The sequence below is a fragment of the Brevundimonas sp. DS20 genome (assembly GCF_001310255.1).
Classification (GTDB): domain Bacteria; phylum Pseudomonadota; class Alphaproteobacteria; order Caulobacterales; family Caulobacteraceae; genus Brevundimonas; species Brevundimonas aurantiaca.
Genome location: NZ_CP012897.1, coordinates 2,399,739 through 2,419,864 on the forward strand (window position 1 = coordinate 2,399,739; position 20,126 = coordinate 2,419,864).

Consider the following 20,126-nt stretch of genomic DNA (forward strand, 5'->3'; position numbering starts at 1 on the left):
GATGTCGTCGCCGCTTCACAGCCGAAGACGACACTGCGGCGGCCTCTCCCCCCCTCCCGCCAGCCGCGGTGTCGTTGTTCGTCAGACAGGCTCGCGTAGCAGGGCGGCCTTGTAATCCCCCACCCACAGATTGCGGAACCGGCGCGATCGCTCGGCGTGATAGATGTGCGCCAGCTCGGCGTAGGACCGGTCAAAATCCTCGTTGACGATCACATAGTCGAAGGCGTCGCAGTGTTCGATCTCACCCTTGGCGTTGGCGACGCGGCGCTCAATGACATCGTCCGAGTCCTGCGACCGGGTGACCAGTCGTCGGCGCAGCTCTTCCAGGCTGGGCGGCAGGATGAAGACCCGCGCCGCGTCCTCCGGGCATTTCTCGGCTACGTCGCGCGCGCCCTGCCAGTCGATGTCGAACAGGACGTCACGTCCCTCAGCGAGGGCCCGATCGACCGGCCCGCGTGGGCTGCCGTACAGATTGCCGTGGACATCGGCCCATTCTAGGAAGGCGTCGGCGTCGATCAGCTTCTGGAACCGCTCGCGATCCACGAAATTATAGTCGCGACCGTCGACCTCGCCGGGACGGATGCCCCGCGTCGTCATCGACACCGACAGTTCCAGCCCCCCGTGGTCCGCCATCAGCCGGCGGCACAGCGACGTCTTGCCGGCGCCCGACGGGCTGGCGACGATGAGGAGGACGCCCCGGCGGGGCGAGCGTTCATTCGACATTCTGAACCTGTTCACGCAACTGTTCGATGACGGCCTTCAGCTCGAGGCCGATTCCAGTGAGCGCCGTCGTAGCCGATTTCGAGCAGAGGGTGTTGGCCTCGCGCATGAATTCCTGCAGCAGGAAGTCCAGTTTCCTTCCGGCCGGCGGCGCGGTCATCAGCTGGCGCGCCGCAGCGACATGGGCCGACAGCCGGTCCAGTTCCTCGCGCACGTCGGCCTTGGCCGCCAGCGACGCAGCTTCCAGAAAGATTCGCTCTTCCAGGCCCGGCGCATCCGGCGCCAGTTCGGCCATACGGCGGCTGAACCGGTCGCGGATGGCGGCGACCTGGGCTTGAGCCTCGCCTTCGGCCGAAGCGACCAGCCCTTCGATCCGGGCGATGAAGTCCGCCAGTAGCGGCGCCAGCTGGGCGCCTTCGGCGTTTCGCGCGCCCTTCAAGGCGTCCAGGGCGGCCTCGACTGTTCGCGCCATCTCGACCTCCAGCGCGGCGCGCGCCTGCGGATCCTCCACCTCCTCCGGCGCCTCTATGACGCCGCGCAGGGCCAGGAGGCCGTCGGCGGACGGCGGCGTCGCCCCGTCCTCGGCCAACTCATTGGCCAGGGTCAAATAGCGGGCCAGCAAGGGCGCATTGATCGTAACGGCCGCCTCCGCCCCCACCGTTCGTTTGGCCTGTACGCCGACGGAGATCTGTCCGCGGACGAATCGCGCCTGGGCGGCTGTCTTCGCAGCCCTCTCCAAGGTGTCGAATCCGTTCGGCCCTCGATACCGAACCTCCAGATTGCGCCCATTGACCGACCGCACCTCGACCGCCCAGGTCCAGCCCTCACCGGCGCCCTCGGCCCGGCCAAAGCCCGTCATTCCAGAAATCAGGCTCATCTCAGACCCTGGGTCGCGCCGGCAGGCAGGGTGAGGGTGGCCTGTCCGCCCTCCGCGTTCGGATCGGTCATGGGCGCAGGGCTGGCCTCAGGCGCGACCGGCGCCTGCGTCTCGGGCGGCAGGCCGGCCTTCTGTCGCTCAATCTGACGCCAGCGCGCCACATTGCGCAGATGCTCTTCATAGGTGATGGCGAAGACGTGGCCGCCTGATCCGTCGGCGACGAAGAACAGGGCCGGATCCGCCGGCGGGTTCAGCACGGCCTCCAGCGCCTCCTTGCCGGGATTGGCGATGGGCGTCGGCGGCAGGCCGTCGATCTGATAGGTGTTCCAGGGCGTCTGACGCTGCAGCTCTGACCGGCGGATGCCGCGCCCCAGCGGCCGCCCCTGGGTCAGGCCGTAAACGATGGTCGGATCGCTCTCCAGCCGCATCCCCTGACGCAGTCTGTTGGAGAAGACCGCCGCCACGCGCGGCCGCTCGGCCGCCAGCCCGGTCTCCTTCTCGACGATGGAGGCCAGGATCACCGCCTCTTCCGGGTTGCGGGCCACTGTGCCCGGTCCCCGCTGCGCCCACAGCAGCCGCAGATTTTCCTTCGCCGCCCGCTGCATCCGATCGATCACCGACTGGCGGGTGTCGCCGCGTGACACCTCATAGGTGTCGGGCCACAGACTGCCTTCCTCAGGCGTCGTCTCGACGGTTCCGGTCAACACCGGCTCCTTGGCCAGGATGTCCACCGCCTGGGCCGAGGACCAGCCTTCCGGCAGGGTCACGAAATGTCGCACCACCCGCCCCTCGACCAGCAGGTTCAGCACTCCGGCCAGCGAGGTCCCCGACGGCACCTCATATTCGCCGGCCCGCAGCTTGCGGTCCGCCCCGGTGAAGGTGGCCGCCGCCTTGAACAGGTCGGTCGAACGGATCACCCCCGCCGCCTTCAACTGGGCGGCGATGGCGGAGACGCCTGAGCCGCTGGCCAGGGTCACGACCGTTCGATCCCCCTGCCGTGCGCCCGGTCCTGGCCCGTAATAGACGCCCCAGACGACGGCGAGGGCGGCGATCAGGAACAGGCTGAAGGTCGCTGAGGCGGTCAGCAGACTGACCGTCAACCCCGACCGCTTCTCCACACGCCTGTCACCCCGCCCCCGTCCGAACATGTCAGTCGACCTTCTTGAAGATCACCGAGGCGTTGGTGCCCCCGAAGCCGAAACTGTTGGACATGGCGACGTCGATCTTCATCGGCTTGGCCTTGTTCGGCACCAGGTCGATCGGGGTCTCCATCTCCGGGTCGTCCAGATTGATCGTCGGCGGCGCGACCTGGTCACGGATGGCCAGGACGCAGAAGGCCGCTTCGATGGCGCCGGCCGCGCCCAGCAGGTGGCCCGTCATCGACTTTGTCGAGCTGACGGCCAGGTTCTTCGCATGGTCGCCGACCAGGCCCTCGATGGCCTTCAGCTCGATCCAGTCGGCCATGGTCGAGGTGCCGTGGGCGTTGACATAGTCAAGGTCCGACGGCTGCAGCCCGGCGCGCTTCAGCGCCGCCTTCATGGCGCGCGCCCCGCCCTCGCCGTCTTCGGACGGGGCGGTGATGTGATAGGCGTCGCCGCTCATGCCGTAGCCGACGATCTCGGCGTAGATCCTGGCGCCGCGCGCCTTGGCGTGTTCGTACTCCTCCAGCACCAGGATCCCTGCGCCCTCGCCCATGACGAAGCCGGCATGGCCCCGGTCATAGGGACGCGAAGCCTTCTCCGGCGTATCGTTATAGGCGGTGCAAAGCGCCTTGCAGGCTAGGAAGCCGGCGATGCCGATCGGCACGATCGAGCTTTCCGCCCCGCCCGCCACCATGACGTCCGCGTCGTCCAGGGCGATCATGCGCGCCGCATCGCCGATGGCGTGGGCGCCGGTGGCGCAGGCGGTCACCGCCGCATGATTCGGCCCCTTCAGCCCGTGCCGGATCGAAATCTGCCCTCCGGCCAGATTGATCAGGGCGCTGGGGATGAAGAAGGGGCTGACGCGGCGCGGCCCCTGCTCCTTCAAGACGATGGCCGTATCGGCGATGGGACCGAGGCCGCCGATACCCGAACCGACCATGACCCCGGTCCGCTCCTTGTCCTCGTCCGTATGGGGCTTCCAGCCGGCATCGTGCAGGGCCTCGTCCGCCGCCGCTATGGCGTACAGGATGAAGTCGTCGACGCGCTTTCGGTCCTTGGCGGACATGATTTTCTCGGGGTCGAAATCGCCTTCGCCGCCGCCGCCGCGCCCGTCGACGCTCGGCACTTCGCCGGCGATGGTGCAGCCATAGCCCTCGGTGTCGAAGGCCGTGATCGGACCGATGCCCGACCGTCCCTCGACGATGCCCTTCCAGCTCTTGTCGACGCCCCAGCCCAGGGGGGTCAGCAGACCGATGCCCGTAACGACGACGCGGCGCATGGTGCGTGCTCCTTCAACTCCAATCCTGTCCCGGGGAATCACTGCGGATTCGCGAGGGTCAGAAACAGTAAAGGCCGCCGGGCGTCTCCGCTAGGAGCGCCGGGCGGCCCTGTGATCTGTCAGCCTGTCGGCCGCCAGTCGGGGCTGGATCAGCCCGCCGACTTTTCGTCGATGAACTTGACCGCATCGCCGACCGTCTGGATGTGCTCGGCGGCGTCATCCGGGATCTCGATGTCGAACTCTTCTTCGAAGGCCATCACCAGCTCGACGTTGTCGAGCGAGTCGGCGCCCAGGTCGTCGATGAAGCTGGCCTTTTCCGTGACCTTGTCCGGATCGGCGTCCAGGTGGTCGATGACGATCTTGCGAACGCGCTCGAGGGTGTCGGACATGAGTGTCTCTCTGCCTGTTTAAAATCGCCGTAGAGGCGGGGGTAGCTTCAGAAATCGCCGTCTCACGGCAGCGACGACGATGCAAGCCCGAAAGCCTGAACCGCCGATGCGTTCCTGCCCTTTAGCACAGGCTTTCGGGCGGGAAATAGTCTGTTGCGTGTCGTGATGACGATCAGATCATCGCCATGCCGCCGTTCACATGCAGGGTCTGGCCCGTCACATAGGCGGCTTCGTCAGACGACAGATAGACGGCGGCGGCCGCGATCTCGTCGCCCGTGCCCAGCCGGCCCGCCGGAATCCGGCCCAGAATGGTCTCGCGTTGCTGGTCGTTCAGCACGTCGGTCATGGGCGAGGCGATGAAGCCCGGCGCGATGCAATTGACCGTGATCCCGCGCGATCCGACCTCCTGCGCCAGCGACTTGGAAAAGCCGATCATCCCGGCCTTCGACGCCGAATAGTTGGTCTGGCCCGGATTGCCGGTGACGCCCACGACCGAGGTCACGCCGATGATCCGGCCCGACCGGCGCTTCATCATCCCCTTCACCGCGGCGCGGGTCAGGCGGAAATAGCTCTCCAGATTGATCTGGATGACCGACTGGAAGTCCTCGTCCTTCATCCGCATCAGGAGGCCGTCCTTGGTGATGCCGGCGTTGGCCACCAGGATGTCCAGGGCTGAGCCCGCCGCCGTCTCGGCCGCGTTCACCAGATTGTCGACCGAGTCGGGGTCCGACAGGTTCGCCGTCGCGAAATGCGCCCGCTCGCCCAGGTCTTTGGCCAGATCCGCCAGCACCGCCTCGCGTGTGCCCGACAGCACCACGGTCGCGCCCTGGGCGTGCAGCGCCCGCGCCACCGCGCCGCCGATCCCGCCCGTCGCGCCGGTCACCAGCGCGGTCTTGCCTGCAAGATTGAACATTTATGTCTCTCCGAAGTGGCGAGTGATTAGTGGCGAGTGACGAGGAAAAGCAAAGTGGGGCGGCGATAGTCTCGCCACTCGTCACTCGCCACTCGTCACTCCCCTCGCAAAGGCTTCCAGCTCTTCCGGCGTGTTCAGAGGCAGACTCTCGGCGTCAGGCGCGATCCGCTTGGCCATGCCGATCAGCACCTTGCCGGAACCGACCTCCACGAAGCGGGTCACACCCCCTTCGCTCGCCATCCACTCCATGCTCTCGCGCCAGCGCACCCGGCCGGTCACCTGCTCGACCAACAGCCGGCGGATGACTTCAGGATCGCTCTCCGGCCGCGCCAGCACATTGGCCACCACGGGAACCGCCGGCGCCAGAATGGTCGCCGAGGCCAGGGCCGTCGCCATCTCGTCCGCCGCCGGCTGCATCAGCGGGCAGTGGAAGGGCGCCGAGACGTTCAGCGGAATCGCCCGCGCCCCCAGTTCCTTGGCCTTTTCGATGGCCCGGTCCACAGCCGCCTTCTCGCCCGAGATGACGATGTTGCCGGCGTTGTTGTCATTGGCGACCACGCAGACGCCGACTTCAGCGCCGGCCGCCGCTGCGGCCTCGGCCAGGACCAGATCGGTCTTGGGGCCGATCAGCGAGGCCATCGCCCCCTGCCCGACCGGAACCGCCCGCTGCATGGCCTGCCCGCGCAGTTTCAGCAGCCGCGCCGTATCCGACAGCGAGATCGCCCCGGCCGCCGCCAGGGCCGAATATTCGCCCAGAGAGTGACCGGCCATATAGGCCGCCTTGGCCACGTCGAAATCAAACTCGACCTTCAGCGCCCGGATGACCGCGACCGACACCGCCATCAGGGCCGGCTGGGCGTTCTCGGTCAGGGTCAGCTGATCCTCGGGGCCTTCGCGCATCAGCACCGACAGCTTCTGGCCCAGGGCCTCGTCCACCTCGGCGAAGACGTCGCGGGCGGAGGCGAAGGCGTCGGCCAGTTGCGCGCCCATGCCGACGGCCTGGCTGCCCTGTCCTGGAAACAGAAGTGCGAGGGTCATCGACCGCTCCCTGAATCGTTGATCAAGAGCGCGGACCCCTAAGGCCAGACTTCCGTCAGGGCAAGTCGGCGCCTATTCGGCCCGCCGCGCTCTGACCTTGATCCGGACGTCGACCATCTTGGAGACCCAGTCGCCGGTCGCGTCGGATTCCAGGCCCAGGTTCAACGCGGTCCGGTCCAGTTGCAGCCGCCCCTCCACCGTCGCGACGCCGCCGGTCTCACGATAGGTGAAGGGCAGGACAACCCGCAGACTGGTCGTCTTGATCCGCAAGCGGCCCGTCGCCTGGTATCGATCCCCGCCGAGCGACCGGAAGCCCGTCGTCTCGAACCGGGCGGTCGGATATTGGCCGACGTCGAACCATTCAGCCCCCTGGATCGAAGCCTCCTGCGTCGAGTCCCCTGTCCGCGCCGAGCCGGTCTGGACGGTGATCACCGCCTTCGACCCCGCCAGATCGGCAGGGTCGAACCGGATCTGGCCGCTCCAGCGTTCGAACCGGCCGTTGAAGGCGGCGCCCGACTGGCTCCCGGCGAAGGCGATCTCGGAGGCGTCGCGGTCTATGGTCCAGTCGACCGCCTTTTGCGACGCCTCCGTCCCCGCAGCCGGTTCGGCGGTTTCGGCCTCCGCCGCCTGGACGTCCGTCGGGCCGGACGGGATATCGGGCTCGGGCGCCGGAACGGGCGCGATTTCAGGCCGGAGCGTCGGTTCAGTCCTGGGGGCAGGCTGCGCGGCTATAGCCCCGGCCGCCGCCACGACGAGGATCAAGGCCAGGCCGAGACTGCGTTCCGCCCAGGCCGCGCGCGCGTCCGGCTCCACGCCGACATCGGAATCCTCCCCGTCCTGCCTCAGACCTGGAACCATGCGCGCCAGGACGCCGTCGCGGTCGAGAAACTGGTGTTTCAGCGCCGCCCCGACGTGCAGGATCACCAGGACGACCGCGCCCCAGGCCATGGCGGCGTGCGCGCCCATCGCCGAAAAGGCCATTGCCCGCCGCGCCTCCGTCGCCAGTCCGGCTACCCCCGGCAGGTGCGGGACGGGAAACAGGCCGAACCAGCGGGTCGCCACCTCCAGCGCCCGGTCCTGCGACACAGCCCAGCCGGCCGAGACATACAGCCACCCCGTCAGCGGCAGCCCCAGCATCAGCGCGTAGAAGGCCGCATGGGTCGCATGGGCGGCGAAGACCTCCCATCGCTTCATCCCCTCAGGCAGGGCCGGCGGCCGATGCGTCAGCCGCCAGACGATCCGCACCAGGGTCAGGGCCAGAATCAGAAAGCCGATCGACTTGTGGAGTTGGAACACGCGGTAGGCTGCGGCCTGGCTCCCCGGCTGTTCGATCGCGGCGGTCATCCACCACCCCATCGGGATCATGGACAGGATGCAGAGCGCGATCACCCAGTGCAGGGCGACGGCGACGGCGGAATAGCGGCGGGCGGCCATCGGGCTCTCCGGATCAGGACGCAAGCAGCTCCCGCCGCCTCGGCCATCGCCGTGAGAGGAAGCAAGACAGCCATCTACACCCGCAGCGGCTGATTTCGCAACAGACACTGTATCGTTTGGTTCTGGTTGTCAGTGGTCCGCCTCGAAGATGGAGAACAAATGTTCTTGCCCTGTTCTCGTTTTTGATCCACCTTCCCTTTCATGCAAACCGCCAAGGGAAGAGGCGCGCGTTCGAATGCGACAGGCCGTTACGAGCCCGAGCAGCATGAGTCGTTCGACGACGGCTGGACGAACGACGACGCCCAGGCCGCGCCGTTGCGCACCACCCTCACGCCCGAACACGCCCGCACCATCATCGCCCGGAACGACAGTCCCGACATCGGTTTCGACCGCTCCATCAACCCGTACAAAGGTTGCGAACATGGCTGTATCTACTGCTACGCCCGTCCGTCCCATGCCTGGATGGGCCTATCCCCGGGCCTGGATTTCGAGAGCCGGATCTTCTTCAAGCCCGAGGGCCCACGTCTGCTGGAACAGGCCTTCCTCGCCCCCCGATACCGGTGCAAACGCATCCACATAGGCGGCAATACCGACCCCTATCAGCCGGTCGAGCGCGAGCTGAAATCGACCCGCTCGATCCTGGAGGTCATGCGGCGTTTCAACCACCCCTTCAGCATCATCACCAAGTCGGTACTGATCGCGCGCGACGCCGACATCCTGGGGCCCATGGGTCAGGCCGGCCTGGCCTCGGCCTTCGTCTCCATCACCACCCTGGATCGGGGTCTGGCCCGCGCCATGGAGCCCCGCGCCTCGACCCCCGCCAAACGGCTGGAGGCGATCCGTCGTCTCGCCGACGCCGGCTGTCCCGTCGGGGTCGGCTTCGCCCCGGTCATTCCCGGCCTGAACGACCACGAGTTGGAGTCGGTGCTCGAGGCGGCGGCCAAGGCCGGAGCGACCCGGGCCATGTATGTCACCCTGCGCCTGCCACTGGAGATCAAGGATCTGTTTCGCGAATGGCTGGCCGACGCCCGCCCCGATCGCGCCGCACGCGTCATGTCCCTGATCCGCCAGACGCGCGGGGGCAGGGATTATGACGCCGACTGGTCCCAACGGATGAAGGGAACCGGCCCCGTCGCCGAACTGATCGGCGCCCGCTTCAAAGCCGCCGTCAAACGCTACGGCCTGGATGCGCCGCTGCGACCGCTCGACGAAACCCAGTTCCGCATTCCCGCCGACGCCCGGCCGCAGTTGGAGCTGTTCGGCTGAATCATGCAACGCTTGGCCGACGCTCGTAATCTTGACGGAAGACTCCCGCTTTTTCAGCCTGTTGAGGGCGTCAAACCACCCTGAACCCGGCGCTTTCCACTGGCGTGGTAAGGTCATGAACAGGTCTTTGACAATTCAGCGCGTCGGGAAGCTCCCTCCAAAATGTGCACTAAAGTGCACTCATTTTTTTGAACAATCAGGCCTGGTCCGCCGCCGACGGATCGACGGCCCGTGTCACCAGATCGCGCCAGGTCGGATCCGTGTCGTCGACCAGATCGACATCCTCCATCAGGGCCACCGCCCCCTCCCCGTCCGGCAGGATGAGGCCCAGGATCTCCATCGCCTCGCCGTCCGGCCCCAGATGGCTCTCGGCCTGGACGGCGACGGCCGCCTGTTCGCCGTCCTCCTCCCACCAGATCACCGGCTGGGGCAGGTCCATGGCGATGGGGCGCGGGTCGTCGGTCTCGCCCAAAGCGAAGACGGCCCGGCGCGCTTGGACGTCGTCCAGGGTCGCCACTACCCCGACGAAGGGCGTTAACCGGCTCCAGTCGTCGGCGTCAAACCCGCCGCCATCTTCCAGCTCGTCATCCATGGGGCTACCGCTTGAAAACACTGACAAGTTCGACATGGGCCGACCACAGGAACTGGTCCACCGGCGTGACCCGCTCCAGCCGGAACCCGGCGTCAATCAGCACCCGCGCGTCCCGCGCAAAGGTTTGGGGATTGCACGACACCCCGACCACGACGGCGGCCTTGGTCCCGGCGATCTGGGCCGTCTGGTCGATGGCGCCCGCGCGCGGCGGGTCGAACACGATGGCCTCGCACCCCTTCAGATCATAGGGGGTCAGGGGCCGCCGGAACAGGTCGCGCGCCTCCGCCGTGATCGCCTTCATCCCCTTGGCCGAGCCTGCGCCCGCCTTCAGGGCCGCGATCCCCGCCTTGGACGCATCGGCCGCGATCACCGGCGCCACCGTCGCCAGCGGGAAGGTGAAGGTCCCGGCCCCGCAGAACAGATCGGCGATCTTTTTGGCGCCCTTCACCGCCGCCACGGCCCGCTCAACCATGGCCGCCTCGGCCTGGGGCACGGCCTGCAGAAAGCCCCCCGCCGGCAGGGGCACGGTGGCGGGGCCGAAGCCGATCAAGGGTTGACGCGCCATCATCAGGGTCTCGCCCGCGAGGCTCAGCCGCGCCAGATCGGCCCGCCGCGCCGCCTCTATGGCCCGCATCTGGGCGTCGGCCGACAGCCCCCCGCCCGAGCGTCGCTCCACCCCCGTCACATCCACGTCCAGCCCCGACAGGGTCCAGGTCACGTGCAGGGTCGGCGCCGACTTGGGATGCTCCAGAAAGGCCGCCGCCACCTCGGTCAGGGCCGGGATGGCGCGGATGATCCGGGAATCGGCCACCGGGCATTCCCGCACCTCGACCAGCCGCCACGACCGCCGCGCCTTGAAGCCCAGCACCACCCGGCCGTCCTGGGTTCGGCGCGCGTGCAGAGCCACCCGTCGGCGCGTTCCGGTGGGACTCGCCACCGTCGCCTCGACCTCGGTCTCGATCTTCTCGCGCGCCAGGGCCAGCCGCACCTGTTCGCGCTTCCACTCCAGATAGGGTCTGTCCGCCCAGTGTTGCAGCGAGCAACCGCCGCAGTCGCCGTACTGGGGCGACACCGGCGCGATCCGGTCTGGGCTGGGGGTCAGGATCTCGACCTGCTCCAGCCGCCCGTCGACGACTTCCCCCCGCACCGTCTCCCCAGGCAGGGTTAGGCCCGCGAAGACCGGCCCCTGCGGCGTCTCGGCGACGCCGTCGCCCTGCCCGCCGACGCGGCTGATGGTAAAGGTCTGCATCGCCGGGCTTCTAGCCCCGACGCTCCCCCGCGCCAAGCCACCGCCTCAAGCAGCGCTGAGCGCGATAGGCCCACGAAACATGAACGAAGATGAACAGCCCGCTCAAAAGCCGTTCAGCTTCGCGGTCCTAAACCTGCATGCAACAGACAGCCGGTCCAGCCGTTCAGCGCCCGTCACTGAACGCCCGACCATAAGGGGTTGAAGATGCGCCTTTCCAACACGTCCCTCGCCGCAGTTGCGGCCCTTACGATCGGCGCCTTGGCCGCCCCGGTCTCCGCCTCGGCTCAAGCCTACAGCTACAGCCGCAACTACGGAACCGGCGCCTACGCCCCCGCCTATGACTACGGCCGCTATGGTCGGCAGACCTACGATCCCTGCGCCCGCGAGCGAGAAGGACGCACCGGCGCCGGCGCCGTGATCGGCGGCGGCGCGGGCGCCGTCATCGGCTCTCAGCTGGCCGCGCGCGGACGCCGCACCGAAGGCAGTATTCTGGGCGGGGTCGTGGGCGCCGTCATCGGCTCGCAAGTCGGCCGCTCCAGCTCCGACGCCTGCCGCAGCTATCAGGCCGGCTACGCCTCCAACGGCTATTACAGCGGCGGCTACAGCCAGCCGAGTTACGGCTATTACGACGATCGCTATACGGGCGATAACGGCTATCGCTACGATGATCGCCGCGACGACTACGCCGACGACCGGTACGATGATTACCGCTCGCGCCCGATCGATTCCTATCAGAACTCCGACCGATGCCGCTTGGCGGAAAGCCGCATCCGTCTGCCGGACGGTCGCACGGACACCCGCTATGTCCGCACCTGCCCCGACCAGTACGGCCGCTATCGCGTCGTCGATTAATTTCAGCCCCCTGTCAAATCGACGACGTGACGGGAGCCGCCGGAGGATCAGTCCTCCGGCGGTTTCTCATTTTTTAGGGGCTACCGGCCTTTGGCCTACTTGAGCCCGTTGTTGAGAGGGCTACCGGACTTCGGCCCACTTGAGCCCGGCGGCGCAGGGTTGCCGCCTCAGGCGCGCTTCGCCCACAGCAGAAATTCGACATTGCCGTCGCCGCCGGTGATCGGGCTTTCGGTTGTCGTCTGAACCGCCCAACCCAGGGCCTCCAGCCAGTTCCTGACACGCTCCACGGCGGCGGCGTGGGCGGCGGGGTCCTTGACCACGCCCTTCTTGCCGGCGCCGGGACCGTCCGCCTCGAACTGCGGCTTGACCAGGGTAACCAGATCCGCGCCGGGCGCCGCCAGATCCAGGGCGGCGGGCAGCACCTTGCTCAGGCTGATGAAGCTGGCGTCGCACACGATCACAGCCGCCGCCTCCGGGATCAGGTCGCGCGTCAGATCGCGCGCGTCCGTCCGCTCCAGATTGACCACGCGCGGATCGGCCGCCACCCGGTCGTGCATCTGCCCAAACCCGACATCGACCGCGAACACCTTGGCCGCCCCGCGATCCAGGCAGACCTCGGTGAAGCCGCCTGTGGACGCCCCGACGTCCAGCACCACCCGCCCCTCGACCGCCACAGGCCAAAGAGTCAGGGCGTGATCCAGCTTCAACGCCCCGCGCCCGACCCAGCGGTGGGCCGGTTCCGCCTCGATTTCGGCCTCCTCGGCGATCTGGTCCGAGGGCTTGGCCACGACGCGCCCGTCCGCCTTCACACATCCCGCCTCAATGGCGGCGCGAGCGCGGGAACGGGTGTCAAACAGTCCCCGTGCGACGAGCAGTTGGTCGATGCGCATCTAAATCCTCCCCCATCGAGGGAGGGGGACCGCGCGCAGCGTGGTGGAGGGGCCCTGCCCCAGACACCGGCCTTGGATCGAGCCCCCTCCACCGCTTCGCGGTTCCCCTCCCCCCGTGGGGGAGGATTGGGTCATCCGATCTCGCTGAGCCGCGCCAGCGCCGCCTGCAGCTTGACCTTGCCGGCTTCCGCCTCGGCCAGTTTGGCGCGCTGCTCCTCGACCACGTCTGGTGCGGCGCGCGACACGAAGTTGGGATTGCCCAGCTTCTTGTTCACATGGCCGATGTCGGCGTCGAAGACGGCGATCTCCTTCTCCAGCCGCGCCCGTTCTGCGGTCAGGTCGATGATCCCCGCCAGCGACAGGGCCGCCGTCGATCCACCCGAGACGAAGGTCACGGCCCCGGTCGGCGCGGCGTCCGCCGAACCCACCTCGGACACCCGTCCCAGGGTCAGGATCAGGTCGCGATGGCGCGCGATCCGCTCGGCCGTGGCGGCGTCCAGCGCGACGAAGGCTAGCGGCGGCTTGGCCGACGGCGGCACGTTCATCTCGGCCCGCAGCCCCCGGATTTCGCCGACCAGATCGACCAGCCAGCCGATCTCGGCCTCGGCCGAGGCTTCGATGAAGCCGTCCGGCAGCACCGGCCATTCGGCGCCGATCAGCAGGGTCTCGCGCGCCGGCCCCTCCTTGCCCAGCTCGGCCCACAGCTCCTCGGTGATGAAGGGCATGACCGGGTGCAGCAGCTTCAGCGTCTGGTCCAGGGTCCAGGCCGTCATGGCTCGCGTTTCGGCCTTTGCGGCCTCGTCCGAGCCCTGGAAGATCGGCTTGGCCAGCTCCAGATACCAGTCGCAGAAGACGTTCCAGACGAACCGGTACAGCGCCCCGGCCGCATCGTCGAACCGCCCGCCCTCGATGGCCTCCGACACGGCCCGCTCGGCCTTGGTCAGTTCGCCCCGGATCCAGCGGTTGATCGTCTGCTCGACGGTCGCGGGATCGAAGCCCTCGACACGGGCGCAGCCGTTCATCTGGCTGAACCGGGCCGCGTTCCACAGCTTGGTGCCGAAGTTGCGGTAGCCCTCGATCCGCTGTTTCGACAGCTTGATGTCGCGCGTGCCCGACAGGATGGCCATGGTGAAGCGCAAGGGGTCGGCGCCCAGTTCGTCGATGATTCCCAGGGGGTCGATGACGTTCCCCTTGGACTTCGACATCTTCTGGCCCTTCTCGTCGCGGACCAGGCCGTTGATGATGACCCGTTTGAACGGGACCTCGTTCATGAAGTGCAGGCCCATCATCATCATCCGGGCGACCCAGAAGAAGATGATGTCCGCCGCCGTGACCAGGTCGCTGGTCGGATAGAACCGCTCCAGATCCTCGGTCTTCTCGGGCCAGCCCATGGTCGAGAAGGGCCACAGGGCGGAGGAGAACCAGGTGTCCAGCACGTCCTCGTCCTGCGTCAGGGCGACCTCGGAATCATAGTCGGCCATCGCCAGTTCGCGGGCGTCCTCTTCGGTCTCAGCGACATAGATCTCGCCGTTCGGACCGTACCAGGCCGGGATCCGGTGGCCCCACCATAGCTGGCGGCTGATGCACCAGGGCTCGATGTTCCTCAGCCATTCGAAATAAATCTTCTCGTACGACTTCGGCTCGAACACCGTCTCGCCCTGCTCCACCGCCTTCAGCGCGGGCTGGGCCAGGACCTTGGCGTCGACGTACCACTGGTCCGTCAGCCAGGGCTCGATGACCACGCTGGAACGGTCGCCGTGCGGCACCACATGCTTGGTCTTCTCGATCTCGCGCAGCCAGCCCTCTTCCTCGGCGCGAGCCACGATGGCCTTGCGCGCGGCGAAGCGGTCCATGCCGACGTATTCGGCCGGGATTTCCGGCACGTCGTCGGCGACGATCCGGGCGAAGGCGTCCATGACGTTCAGGGCCGGCAGGCCGGCGCGCTTGCCGACGCCGAAGTCGTTGAAATCATGCGCCGGGGTGATCTTCACCGCCCCCGACCCCTTGGTCGGGTCAGCATACTCATCAGCCACAACGGGAATACGGCGTCCGGTGATCGGCAGGGTCACGAACTTGCCGACCAAGCCCGCATACCGCTCATCCTCCGGATGCACCGCCACGCCCGTGTCGCCCAGCATGGTCTCCGGCCGGGTCGTGGCGACGACGATGAAGTCGCGCGTCTCCCATTCCGCCGCCTTGCCGTCCTCGTCGAAGGCGACGGGGTGTTCATAGGTGACGCCGTCCGCCAGCGGATAGGCGAAATGCCAATAGGCGCCGTCCACCTCGCGCTGCTCGACCTCCAGGTCCGAGATGGCGGTCTGGAAATGCGGATCCCAGTTCACCAGCCGCTTGTCGCGATAGATCAGGCCCTCCTTGTGCAGTTGCACGAAGACCTTGCGCACGGCCGCGTTCAGCCCCTCGTCCAGGGTGAACCGCTCGCGCGACCAGTCGCACGAGGCCCCCAGGCGGCGCAGTTGGCGCACAATGGTGCCGCCGCTCTCGGCCTTCCATTCCCAGACCTTGTCGATGAAGGCGTCGCGGCCCATGTCGCGCCGCCCGACATTGCCCGCCGCCGCCAGCTGACGCTCGACCACCATCTGGGTCGCGATACCGGCGTGGTCCGTACCCGGCAGCCACAGCACCGCCTTGCCCTTCATCCGGTGATAGCGGGCCAGGATGTCCTGCAGGGTGTTGTTCAGCGCATGGCCGATGTGCAGGCTGCCCGTCACATTCGGCGGCGGAATGACGATCGAATAGGCGCCCTCCGCCCCTTCCGCGCGGGGCGCGAACAGGCCGCTCTCTTCCCACTGGGCGTACAGGCGGGGTTCGGCGGCCTGGGGTTCGAAGGTCTTTTCGAGCATGGGTCTTCTTTGATCGTTGTCGTGCGGCCAGGGCGCGGCCTTGAATGACAAAGGGCGGCCCCTTCAGGAGCCGCCCCTCGATAGTCTGAGGTGAAGCGAAGGGCTAGGCGCTGCGCGCGATGCGTTCGACTTCCCTCTGTACCGCCGCCTGGACGATCCCCGGCAGATTGTTGTCCAGCCAGTCCTTGAGCAGCGGACGCAGCATTTCCGCCACCATGGCCTCGACCGTATTGCCGCTGACGAAGCTCATGTCGCCTCCCGCCGGCGCAGGCGCGGCCTCCGGCTTCTTGAAGCTGGCCGCCAAGCCCGCAAAGGCCGAGGCGGCGCTGGCGGCGGCGCTTTCGCCGACCAGGGCGTCATAGCCGCTGGACGCCGCAGGCGCCGGCTCCGTCGCGGCAGGGGCCTCTTCAACGGCTTCGACCACATCCAGATCGCCGATGCTCTCTGCGGCAGGCGGCGCTTCATAAAGCTCGGTCAGCTCGAGAACGTCTTCTTCCGCAGCCGCTGGCTGGGGCTCGGCCTCGGCGACCGGCTCCGGCTGGGCGGCGAAGATGGTCTCGGCCGGTTCCGGCTCAGGCTCCGGCTGGGGTTCCGGTTCGGGGGCGGCTTGCGGCTCCGCCGCCGCAGCAGCGGGGGTTTCCGCCGGCGCCTCGTCTTCGGAGATGATCCGGCGAATAGACGCCAGGATCTCCTCCATGGTCGGTTCCTGCGCGGGCTGATCGGTCATGGCTAAACCTTGGAGAGACCTGGAACAAACTGAGACACGACGCCAGACGTCGCGACACGCCCCGAAAAGACTGCTGATCCCCCCGGCCGCCCGTTTGTCGTCGCACCAACGCCCGCCGGAATCAACGGGCGTTTTAGGCTTGAAGGCTGATCAGAGGCTCAATTCTGCGGCGCCGTCTCGACAACTTCGCTTTTCAGCTGGGCGTCGATCGGGGCGTCGGGCGCATCGTCAGCGTCCACGACGGGCGGCGAGGCCACCCGGTCCAGCGCCTCGATCACGCCGTCCCAGGGCAAGGCCCCGCGATTGCGCACGCGGTCGTAGTTGGCCTTGGCGTCATAGGCTTCCAGCGTCGGGTTCAAGGCAGGCCCTTCCAACTGTCCCATGGCCGACAGCAGCGAGGCGCGGGCGACATATTCGGCGGCGCGGGCACTGGCCAGGGCGGTCTGGGCCGAGCGCAGAGCCACTTCCTGGTTCAGCACGTCCAGAGTGGTGCGAAGGCCCACCTGGGCCTCCTGCCGCACGCCCTCGGCGGCGACGGAGGCGGCGCGAACCGCCTCGTTCCCCGCGGTGACGTTCGCCCGTGTGGACAGAACCTGGGCGTAGGCGGAACTGACGTTCTGCAGGATGGTGCGCCGTTCGGCCTCGATGGCGATCTGGGCGGCGTTGGCCTGTTCCAGGGACTGGGCGACCCGCGAACGGTTCAGGCCGCCGGTGAACAGCGGCACCGACAGGGTGGCGCCGGCCGTAAAGCTGCGGCGATCCGCCAGCTCATCCAGATTGCTGAGGTCGGTCGCCGTACCGCCGTAGGAGGCTGTCGCGCGAATGGAAGGCAGATATTCGGCGCGCGCCGCCGCCACCGCCGCCTCGGCCTGCTGAAGCCGGTATTGCGCCGCCAGAAGACCGGGGTTGCGCGCCAGGGCCACCTCCATGGCGGCGTCGAAATCGGCCGGAATCGTCGGCAGGACGGGGGCGGCCTCCAGGTCGGTCGGCGACTGGCCCACCACGGCGGCATAAGCGGCGCGCGAGGTCGACAGTTGCGCCCGCGCGCTGGCCAGGTCGGCCTGCGACTGAGCCAGGGAGGCTTCGGCCTGGGCCACGTCGGTGCGGGTGATCTCCCCCACCTCGAACCGTGCGCTGGTCTCTTCCAGCTGGCGCTGAAGAACCGACAGATTCTCCTCGCGAATACGCAGGATCTCCATGTCGCGGGTGACGTTCACATAGGCCTGGATCACCGCCAGCATGACCGACTGTTCGGTACCGCGCAGGGTCTCCCGGCCCGCCAACACCCCGGCGCGGGCCTGATCGATCGCCAGGGCGCTGCGTCCCGCCGTCCAGATGTTCTGGGACAGGCTGACGCCGGCCGTGGCGCCGTCGCTCTCGCTCGAGGAGCTGGAGACCTGGGTGTCGGGCACGCCGTCATTGTTGGTGTCGACGAACTGGGTCACGGTCGGGAAGTCGTTGCGGGTGTAGCTGGCCCCCACCGAACCGCTGAGCGTCGGCCGCAGGCCCGACCGCGCCTGAACGACCGTCTCGTCCAAAGCCCGCTGGTTGGCGCGTTGCGCCAGCAGGTTCGGATTGGTGCGATAGGCCAGGGCGATCGCATCCTGGAGGGTTTCAGCCCAGGCGGGCGCGCCCAGTCCGGTCACGAGAGCAACCACAGCGGCCGAAGCCAGGGTACGCGAGCGTTTCAACATTGTCCGTCCTTGCCTGACGCCCCCGCGAGCGTCCGATGTTCTTCAGCGTAACTGCGGCTTCCGCCCGTTCCACGCCAGTTAAGTTTTTTTCACGCTCACCGCCGAGTCCAGGCTGCACCCGGGCTTACCGTCGGTTTCACAGGGCGAAACTGGGCGCCGGCGTCAGTTCCGCCAGGAGGGCCGGCGACGAATCGAACAGTTCGCGGCGAGACAGCCCTTCTCGGCCCTTGGTGTAGAGGGCCGCCTTGCCGATAGCGCCGCGACGCTCGACCAGAACCATCCGACCGCCGATCCGCAGGGCGGCGCCCCAGGCGTCCGGCAGGGCGGCGACGCCCCCTTCGCAGACGATCAGGTCCCAGCCCTCGCCGACCGGTTGGCTCAGAGGGGCGACCGCCGTCGTCACCCCTTCCGCCTCCAGAGCCGTCCCCACGACGTCGAACACCGCCTGTTCGGCCTCCTGAGCCGTCACCGTCAAACCCATGCGGGCCAGCACCGCCGCCGCATAGGGGGCGGCGATGGCCAGGGCCTTTTCGCCCTCGCGGGCGTCGGCGGCCTGAAGCAGTTTCGACAAATCCCGCGCCGGCATCAGTCGACGGTCGGCCGCGATCTCGACCTCGGCGTCCGAATAGGCGGCGAAGATCCGGTCCGGCGCGCAATAGTTCTCGCGCGGCACAGCCATCATCGCCTTGTGGATCTCATGGCTGGTGACATCGTTCACGCGAACCTGGGAATCGACCATGGCCTTGCGCTCGGCAGTGAAATCCATCTGTGGTCAGCCTTCAAACGGGAGGGGGAGAGGAATTATCGCGTGCTTATAGTTCCGTGCGTTGCAGCGGACAATCCGATCTGATAGCGAACGCCCCTCGCGATGACCGCCCCCGAGTGATCGGGGATCACAGCGGCCTGATGGCGGAGTGGTGACGCAGAGGACTGCAAATCCTTGCACCCGGGTTCGATTCCCGGTCAGGCCTCCATCGCGAAGAGACGCTGCACTGAAAAGGGGCGCGAACCGCACGGTTCGCGCCCCTTTTGTCTCAGCCGCCGATCCGAATCAGACCGGTGCGGTGATCCACCCGATCGCACCGGCCGCGCCCAAGGCGGCGACACCCAAGGCGATAGCCAGAGCGACCCTGGCGTTCCTGTTCAGAAAGTACAGAAGATTCATGATCAGCCCCCCAGCAGGCTGATGGTCGCCACAACTTCGTTCGACACGCAAGGTGAATAGAAGGTTAACGCTTAAACTCTGGGTGATCTCCGTTCGAGGTCATCTGATACAGAGCCAGGGCGCTGGTCGCCGCGACGTTCAGCGAATCAAAGCCGCCCGCCATGGGAACGCCGACCGCCCGGCATCGACCGATCACCTCTGGGGGCAGGCCCGGCCCTTCCGATCCCAACACGACGGCCACCGGTCCGCTGCGACGATAGTCGGCCAATCGCTCGGTCGCCGAGGGCGTCAGCGCCAGCACCTCGACGCCGGCCGCTCGAAGCGCCTCGACCAAGGCTGACGCCCTGGTTCCCACGGCGAATGGGGTTCGCAGCACGGCCCCGACGGAAACCCGAATGGCCTTGCGATAGAAGGGGTCGCAACAGAGGTCGTCCAGAAGAACCGCCCGCGCGCCAAAGGCGGCCGCATTGCGGAACAGGCCGCCCATATTGTCGTGATTGCCGACGCCGCAGGCCACGACGAACACATCATCCGCTCGCACGTCGCACAGCAGGGCCTCGACGGAAGCCGTCGCCGGCTTCTCCCCCAGGGCCAGGATGCCGCGGTGCAGGGCGAAGCCCGCGATCCCGTCGAGCACCGCCTGGGAAGCCGCATAGACGGGAACGTCGGCCGGAAGGATCGCGATCACGTCCGCCAGCGCCTCGACGCGCTTCTGCGCCAGCAGGATCGCGCGTGGACGGCAGCGTGAAGCGGCGGAGGCTAGAACGCGCAAGACCACCTCGCCCTCGGCCACGAACAGTCCCTCTCGGCCGGTCAGGTCCCGTTCGCGGATGTGGCGAAAGCCGGCGATCCTCGGATCGTCAGGGTCATGGATGGAGATCGTGCGCATTCGTCATTTTCCCCATTGCACGAATCGAACGGCCGCTGCTATAGGCCCGCCTCCCGAGCAGTTCCGCGGTAGCTCAGTGGTAGAGCAGCCGACTGTTAATCGGCTGGTCGTAGGTTCGAATCCTACCCGCGGAGCCACTCGGGATTAGT

18 protein-coding genes and 2 tRNA genes are annotated in these 20,126 nt (G+C 67.6%); 4 read left to right on the forward strand and 16 right to left on the reverse strand.

Features of this window, described 5'->3' with window-relative positions:
- Positions 1–81: 81 nt before the first annotated feature.
- The 8 genes from gmk to JL11_RS11775 form a co-directional block, all read right to left on the reverse strand.
- Positions 82–723 (reverse strand): guanylate kinase, encoded by a 642-nt coding sequence (gene gmk / locus JL11_RS11740; RefSeq protein WP_054765816.1) that lies wholly within the window; start codon positions 721–723, stop codon positions 82–84.
- A complete protein-coding gene (locus JL11_RS11745) occupies positions 713–1,597 on the reverse strand; it encodes a YicC/YloC family endoribonuclease (protein WP_054765817.1) in 885 nt (294 codons plus the stop codon). Before JL11_RS11745 ends, gmk begins: the two co-directional genes overlap by 11 nt.
- Positions 1,594–2,745 (reverse strand): endolytic transglycosylase MltG, encoded by a 1,152-nt coding sequence (mltG, locus tag JL11_RS11750; protein ID WP_054765818.1) that lies wholly within the window; start codon positions 2,743–2,745, stop codon positions 1,594–1,596. Before mltG ends, JL11_RS11745 begins: the two co-directional genes overlap by 4 nt.
- A 1-nt stretch (position 2,746) precedes the next feature.
- Positions 2,747–4,018: a beta-ketoacyl-ACP synthase II gene (gene fabF, locus JL11_RS11755; protein ID WP_054765819.1), complete on the reverse strand. Its 1,272-nt coding sequence runs from the start codon at positions 4,016–4,018 to the stop codon at positions 2,747–2,749.
- 149 nt (positions 4,019–4,167) lie between these two features.
- Positions 4,168–4,407: an acyl carrier protein gene (locus tag JL11_RS11760; protein ID WP_008264317.1), complete on the reverse strand. Its 240-nt coding sequence runs from the start codon at positions 4,405–4,407 to the stop codon at positions 4,168–4,170.
- Positions 4,408–4,579: 172 nt separating this feature from the next.
- On the reverse strand, positions 4,580–5,320 hold the full coding sequence (gene fabG / locus JL11_RS11765; protein WP_054765820.1) for a 3-oxoacyl-[acyl-carrier-protein] reductase: 741 nt from the start codon (positions 5,318–5,320) through the stop codon (positions 4,580–4,582).
- A gap of 81 nt (positions 5,321–5,401) precedes the next feature.
- Positions 5,402–6,358, reverse strand: coding sequence for an ACP S-malonyltransferase (gene fabD, locus JL11_RS11770; protein ID WP_054765821.1), 957 nt, complete (start codon positions 6,356–6,358; stop codon positions 5,402–5,404).
- A 72-nt stretch (positions 6,359–6,430) separates the two neighbouring features.
- Complete coding sequence (locus JL11_RS11775; protein WP_054765822.1) at positions 6,431–7,792, reverse strand: cytochrome b/b6 domain-containing protein; 1,362 nt, start codon at positions 7,790–7,792, stop codon at positions 6,431–6,433.
- 201 nt (positions 7,793–7,993) lie between these two features.
- On the opposite strand from JL11_RS11775, the gene JL11_RS11780 reads away from it, so the two are divergent.
- Complete coding sequence (locus JL11_RS11780) at positions 7,994–9,058, forward strand: PA0069 family radical SAM protein (protein WP_054765823.1); 1,065 nt, start codon at positions 7,994–7,996, stop codon at positions 9,056–9,058.
- A gap of 196 nt (positions 9,059–9,254) precedes the next feature.
- Here JL11_RS11780 and JL11_RS11785 read toward each other — a convergent pair whose 3' ends face one another.
- Positions 9,255–9,650, reverse strand: a complete 396-nt coding sequence (locus JL11_RS11785; RefSeq protein ID WP_156314197.1) for a hypothetical protein — start codon at positions 9,648–9,650, stop codon at positions 9,255–9,257.
- 4 nt (positions 9,651–9,654) lie between these two features.
- The gene (locus tag JL11_RS11790) at positions 9,655–10,899 is read right to left on the reverse strand and encodes a class I SAM-dependent RNA methyltransferase (RefSeq protein ID WP_054765825.1); all 1,245 of its coding nucleotides are present in this window, start codon (positions 10,897–10,899) and stop codon (positions 9,655–9,657) included.
- 204 nt (positions 10,900–11,103) lie between these two features.
- Between JL11_RS11790 and JL11_RS11795 the strand changes: the two genes are divergently transcribed.
- On the forward strand, positions 11,104–11,751 hold the full coding sequence (locus JL11_RS11795; RefSeq protein WP_054766953.1) for a glycine zipper 2TM domain-containing protein: 648 nt from the start codon (positions 11,104–11,106) through the stop codon (positions 11,749–11,751).
- A 167-nt stretch (positions 11,752–11,918) separates the two neighbouring features.
- On the opposite strand, the gene JL11_RS11800 is transcribed toward JL11_RS11795, so the two are convergent.
- From JL11_RS11800 to JL11_RS11820, 5 genes are all read right to left on the reverse strand, one after another.
- A complete protein-coding gene (locus JL11_RS11800; protein ID WP_054765826.1) occupies positions 11,919–12,641 on the reverse strand; it encodes a TlyA family RNA methyltransferase in 723 nt (240 codons plus the stop codon).
- A 131-nt stretch (positions 12,642–12,772) separates the two neighbouring features.
- Complete coding sequence (locus JL11_RS11805; RefSeq protein ID WP_054765827.1) at positions 12,773–15,502, reverse strand: valine--tRNA ligase; 2,730 nt, start codon at positions 15,500–15,502, stop codon at positions 12,773–12,775.
- 103 nt (positions 15,503–15,605) lie between these two features.
- Complete coding sequence (locus tag JL11_RS11810; protein WP_054765828.1) at positions 15,606–16,229, reverse strand: DUF2497 domain-containing protein; 624 nt, start codon at positions 16,227–16,229, stop codon at positions 15,606–15,608.
- Between the two features lie 158 nt (positions 16,230–16,387).
- A complete protein-coding gene (locus JL11_RS11815; protein WP_054765829.1) occupies positions 16,388–17,923 on the reverse strand; it encodes a TolC family outer membrane protein in 1,536 nt (511 codons plus the stop codon).
- Between the two features lie 136 nt (positions 17,924–18,059).
- Positions 18,060–18,689: a protein-L-isoaspartate O-methyltransferase family protein gene (locus JL11_RS11820; protein WP_054765830.1), complete on the reverse strand. Its 630-nt coding sequence runs from the start codon at positions 18,687–18,689 to the stop codon at positions 18,060–18,062.
- Between the two features lie 134 nt (positions 18,690–18,823).
- On the opposite strand from JL11_RS11820, the gene JL11_RS11825 reads away from it, so the two are divergent.
- A tRNA-Cys gene (locus JL11_RS11825) sits at positions 18,824–18,897 on the forward strand.
- Positions 18,898–19,152: 255 nt separating this feature from the next.
- Here JL11_RS11825 and JL11_RS11830 read toward each other — a convergent pair.
- Complete coding sequence (locus JL11_RS11830; protein ID WP_054765831.1) at positions 19,153–19,977, reverse strand: TrmH family RNA methyltransferase; 825 nt, start codon at positions 19,975–19,977, stop codon at positions 19,153–19,155.
- A gap of 62 nt (positions 19,978–20,039) precedes the next feature.
- Here JL11_RS11830 and JL11_RS11835 point away from each other — a divergent pair.
- A tRNA-Asn gene (locus tag JL11_RS11835) sits at positions 20,040–20,114 on the forward strand.
- Positions 20,115–20,126: the final 12 nt, after the last annotated feature.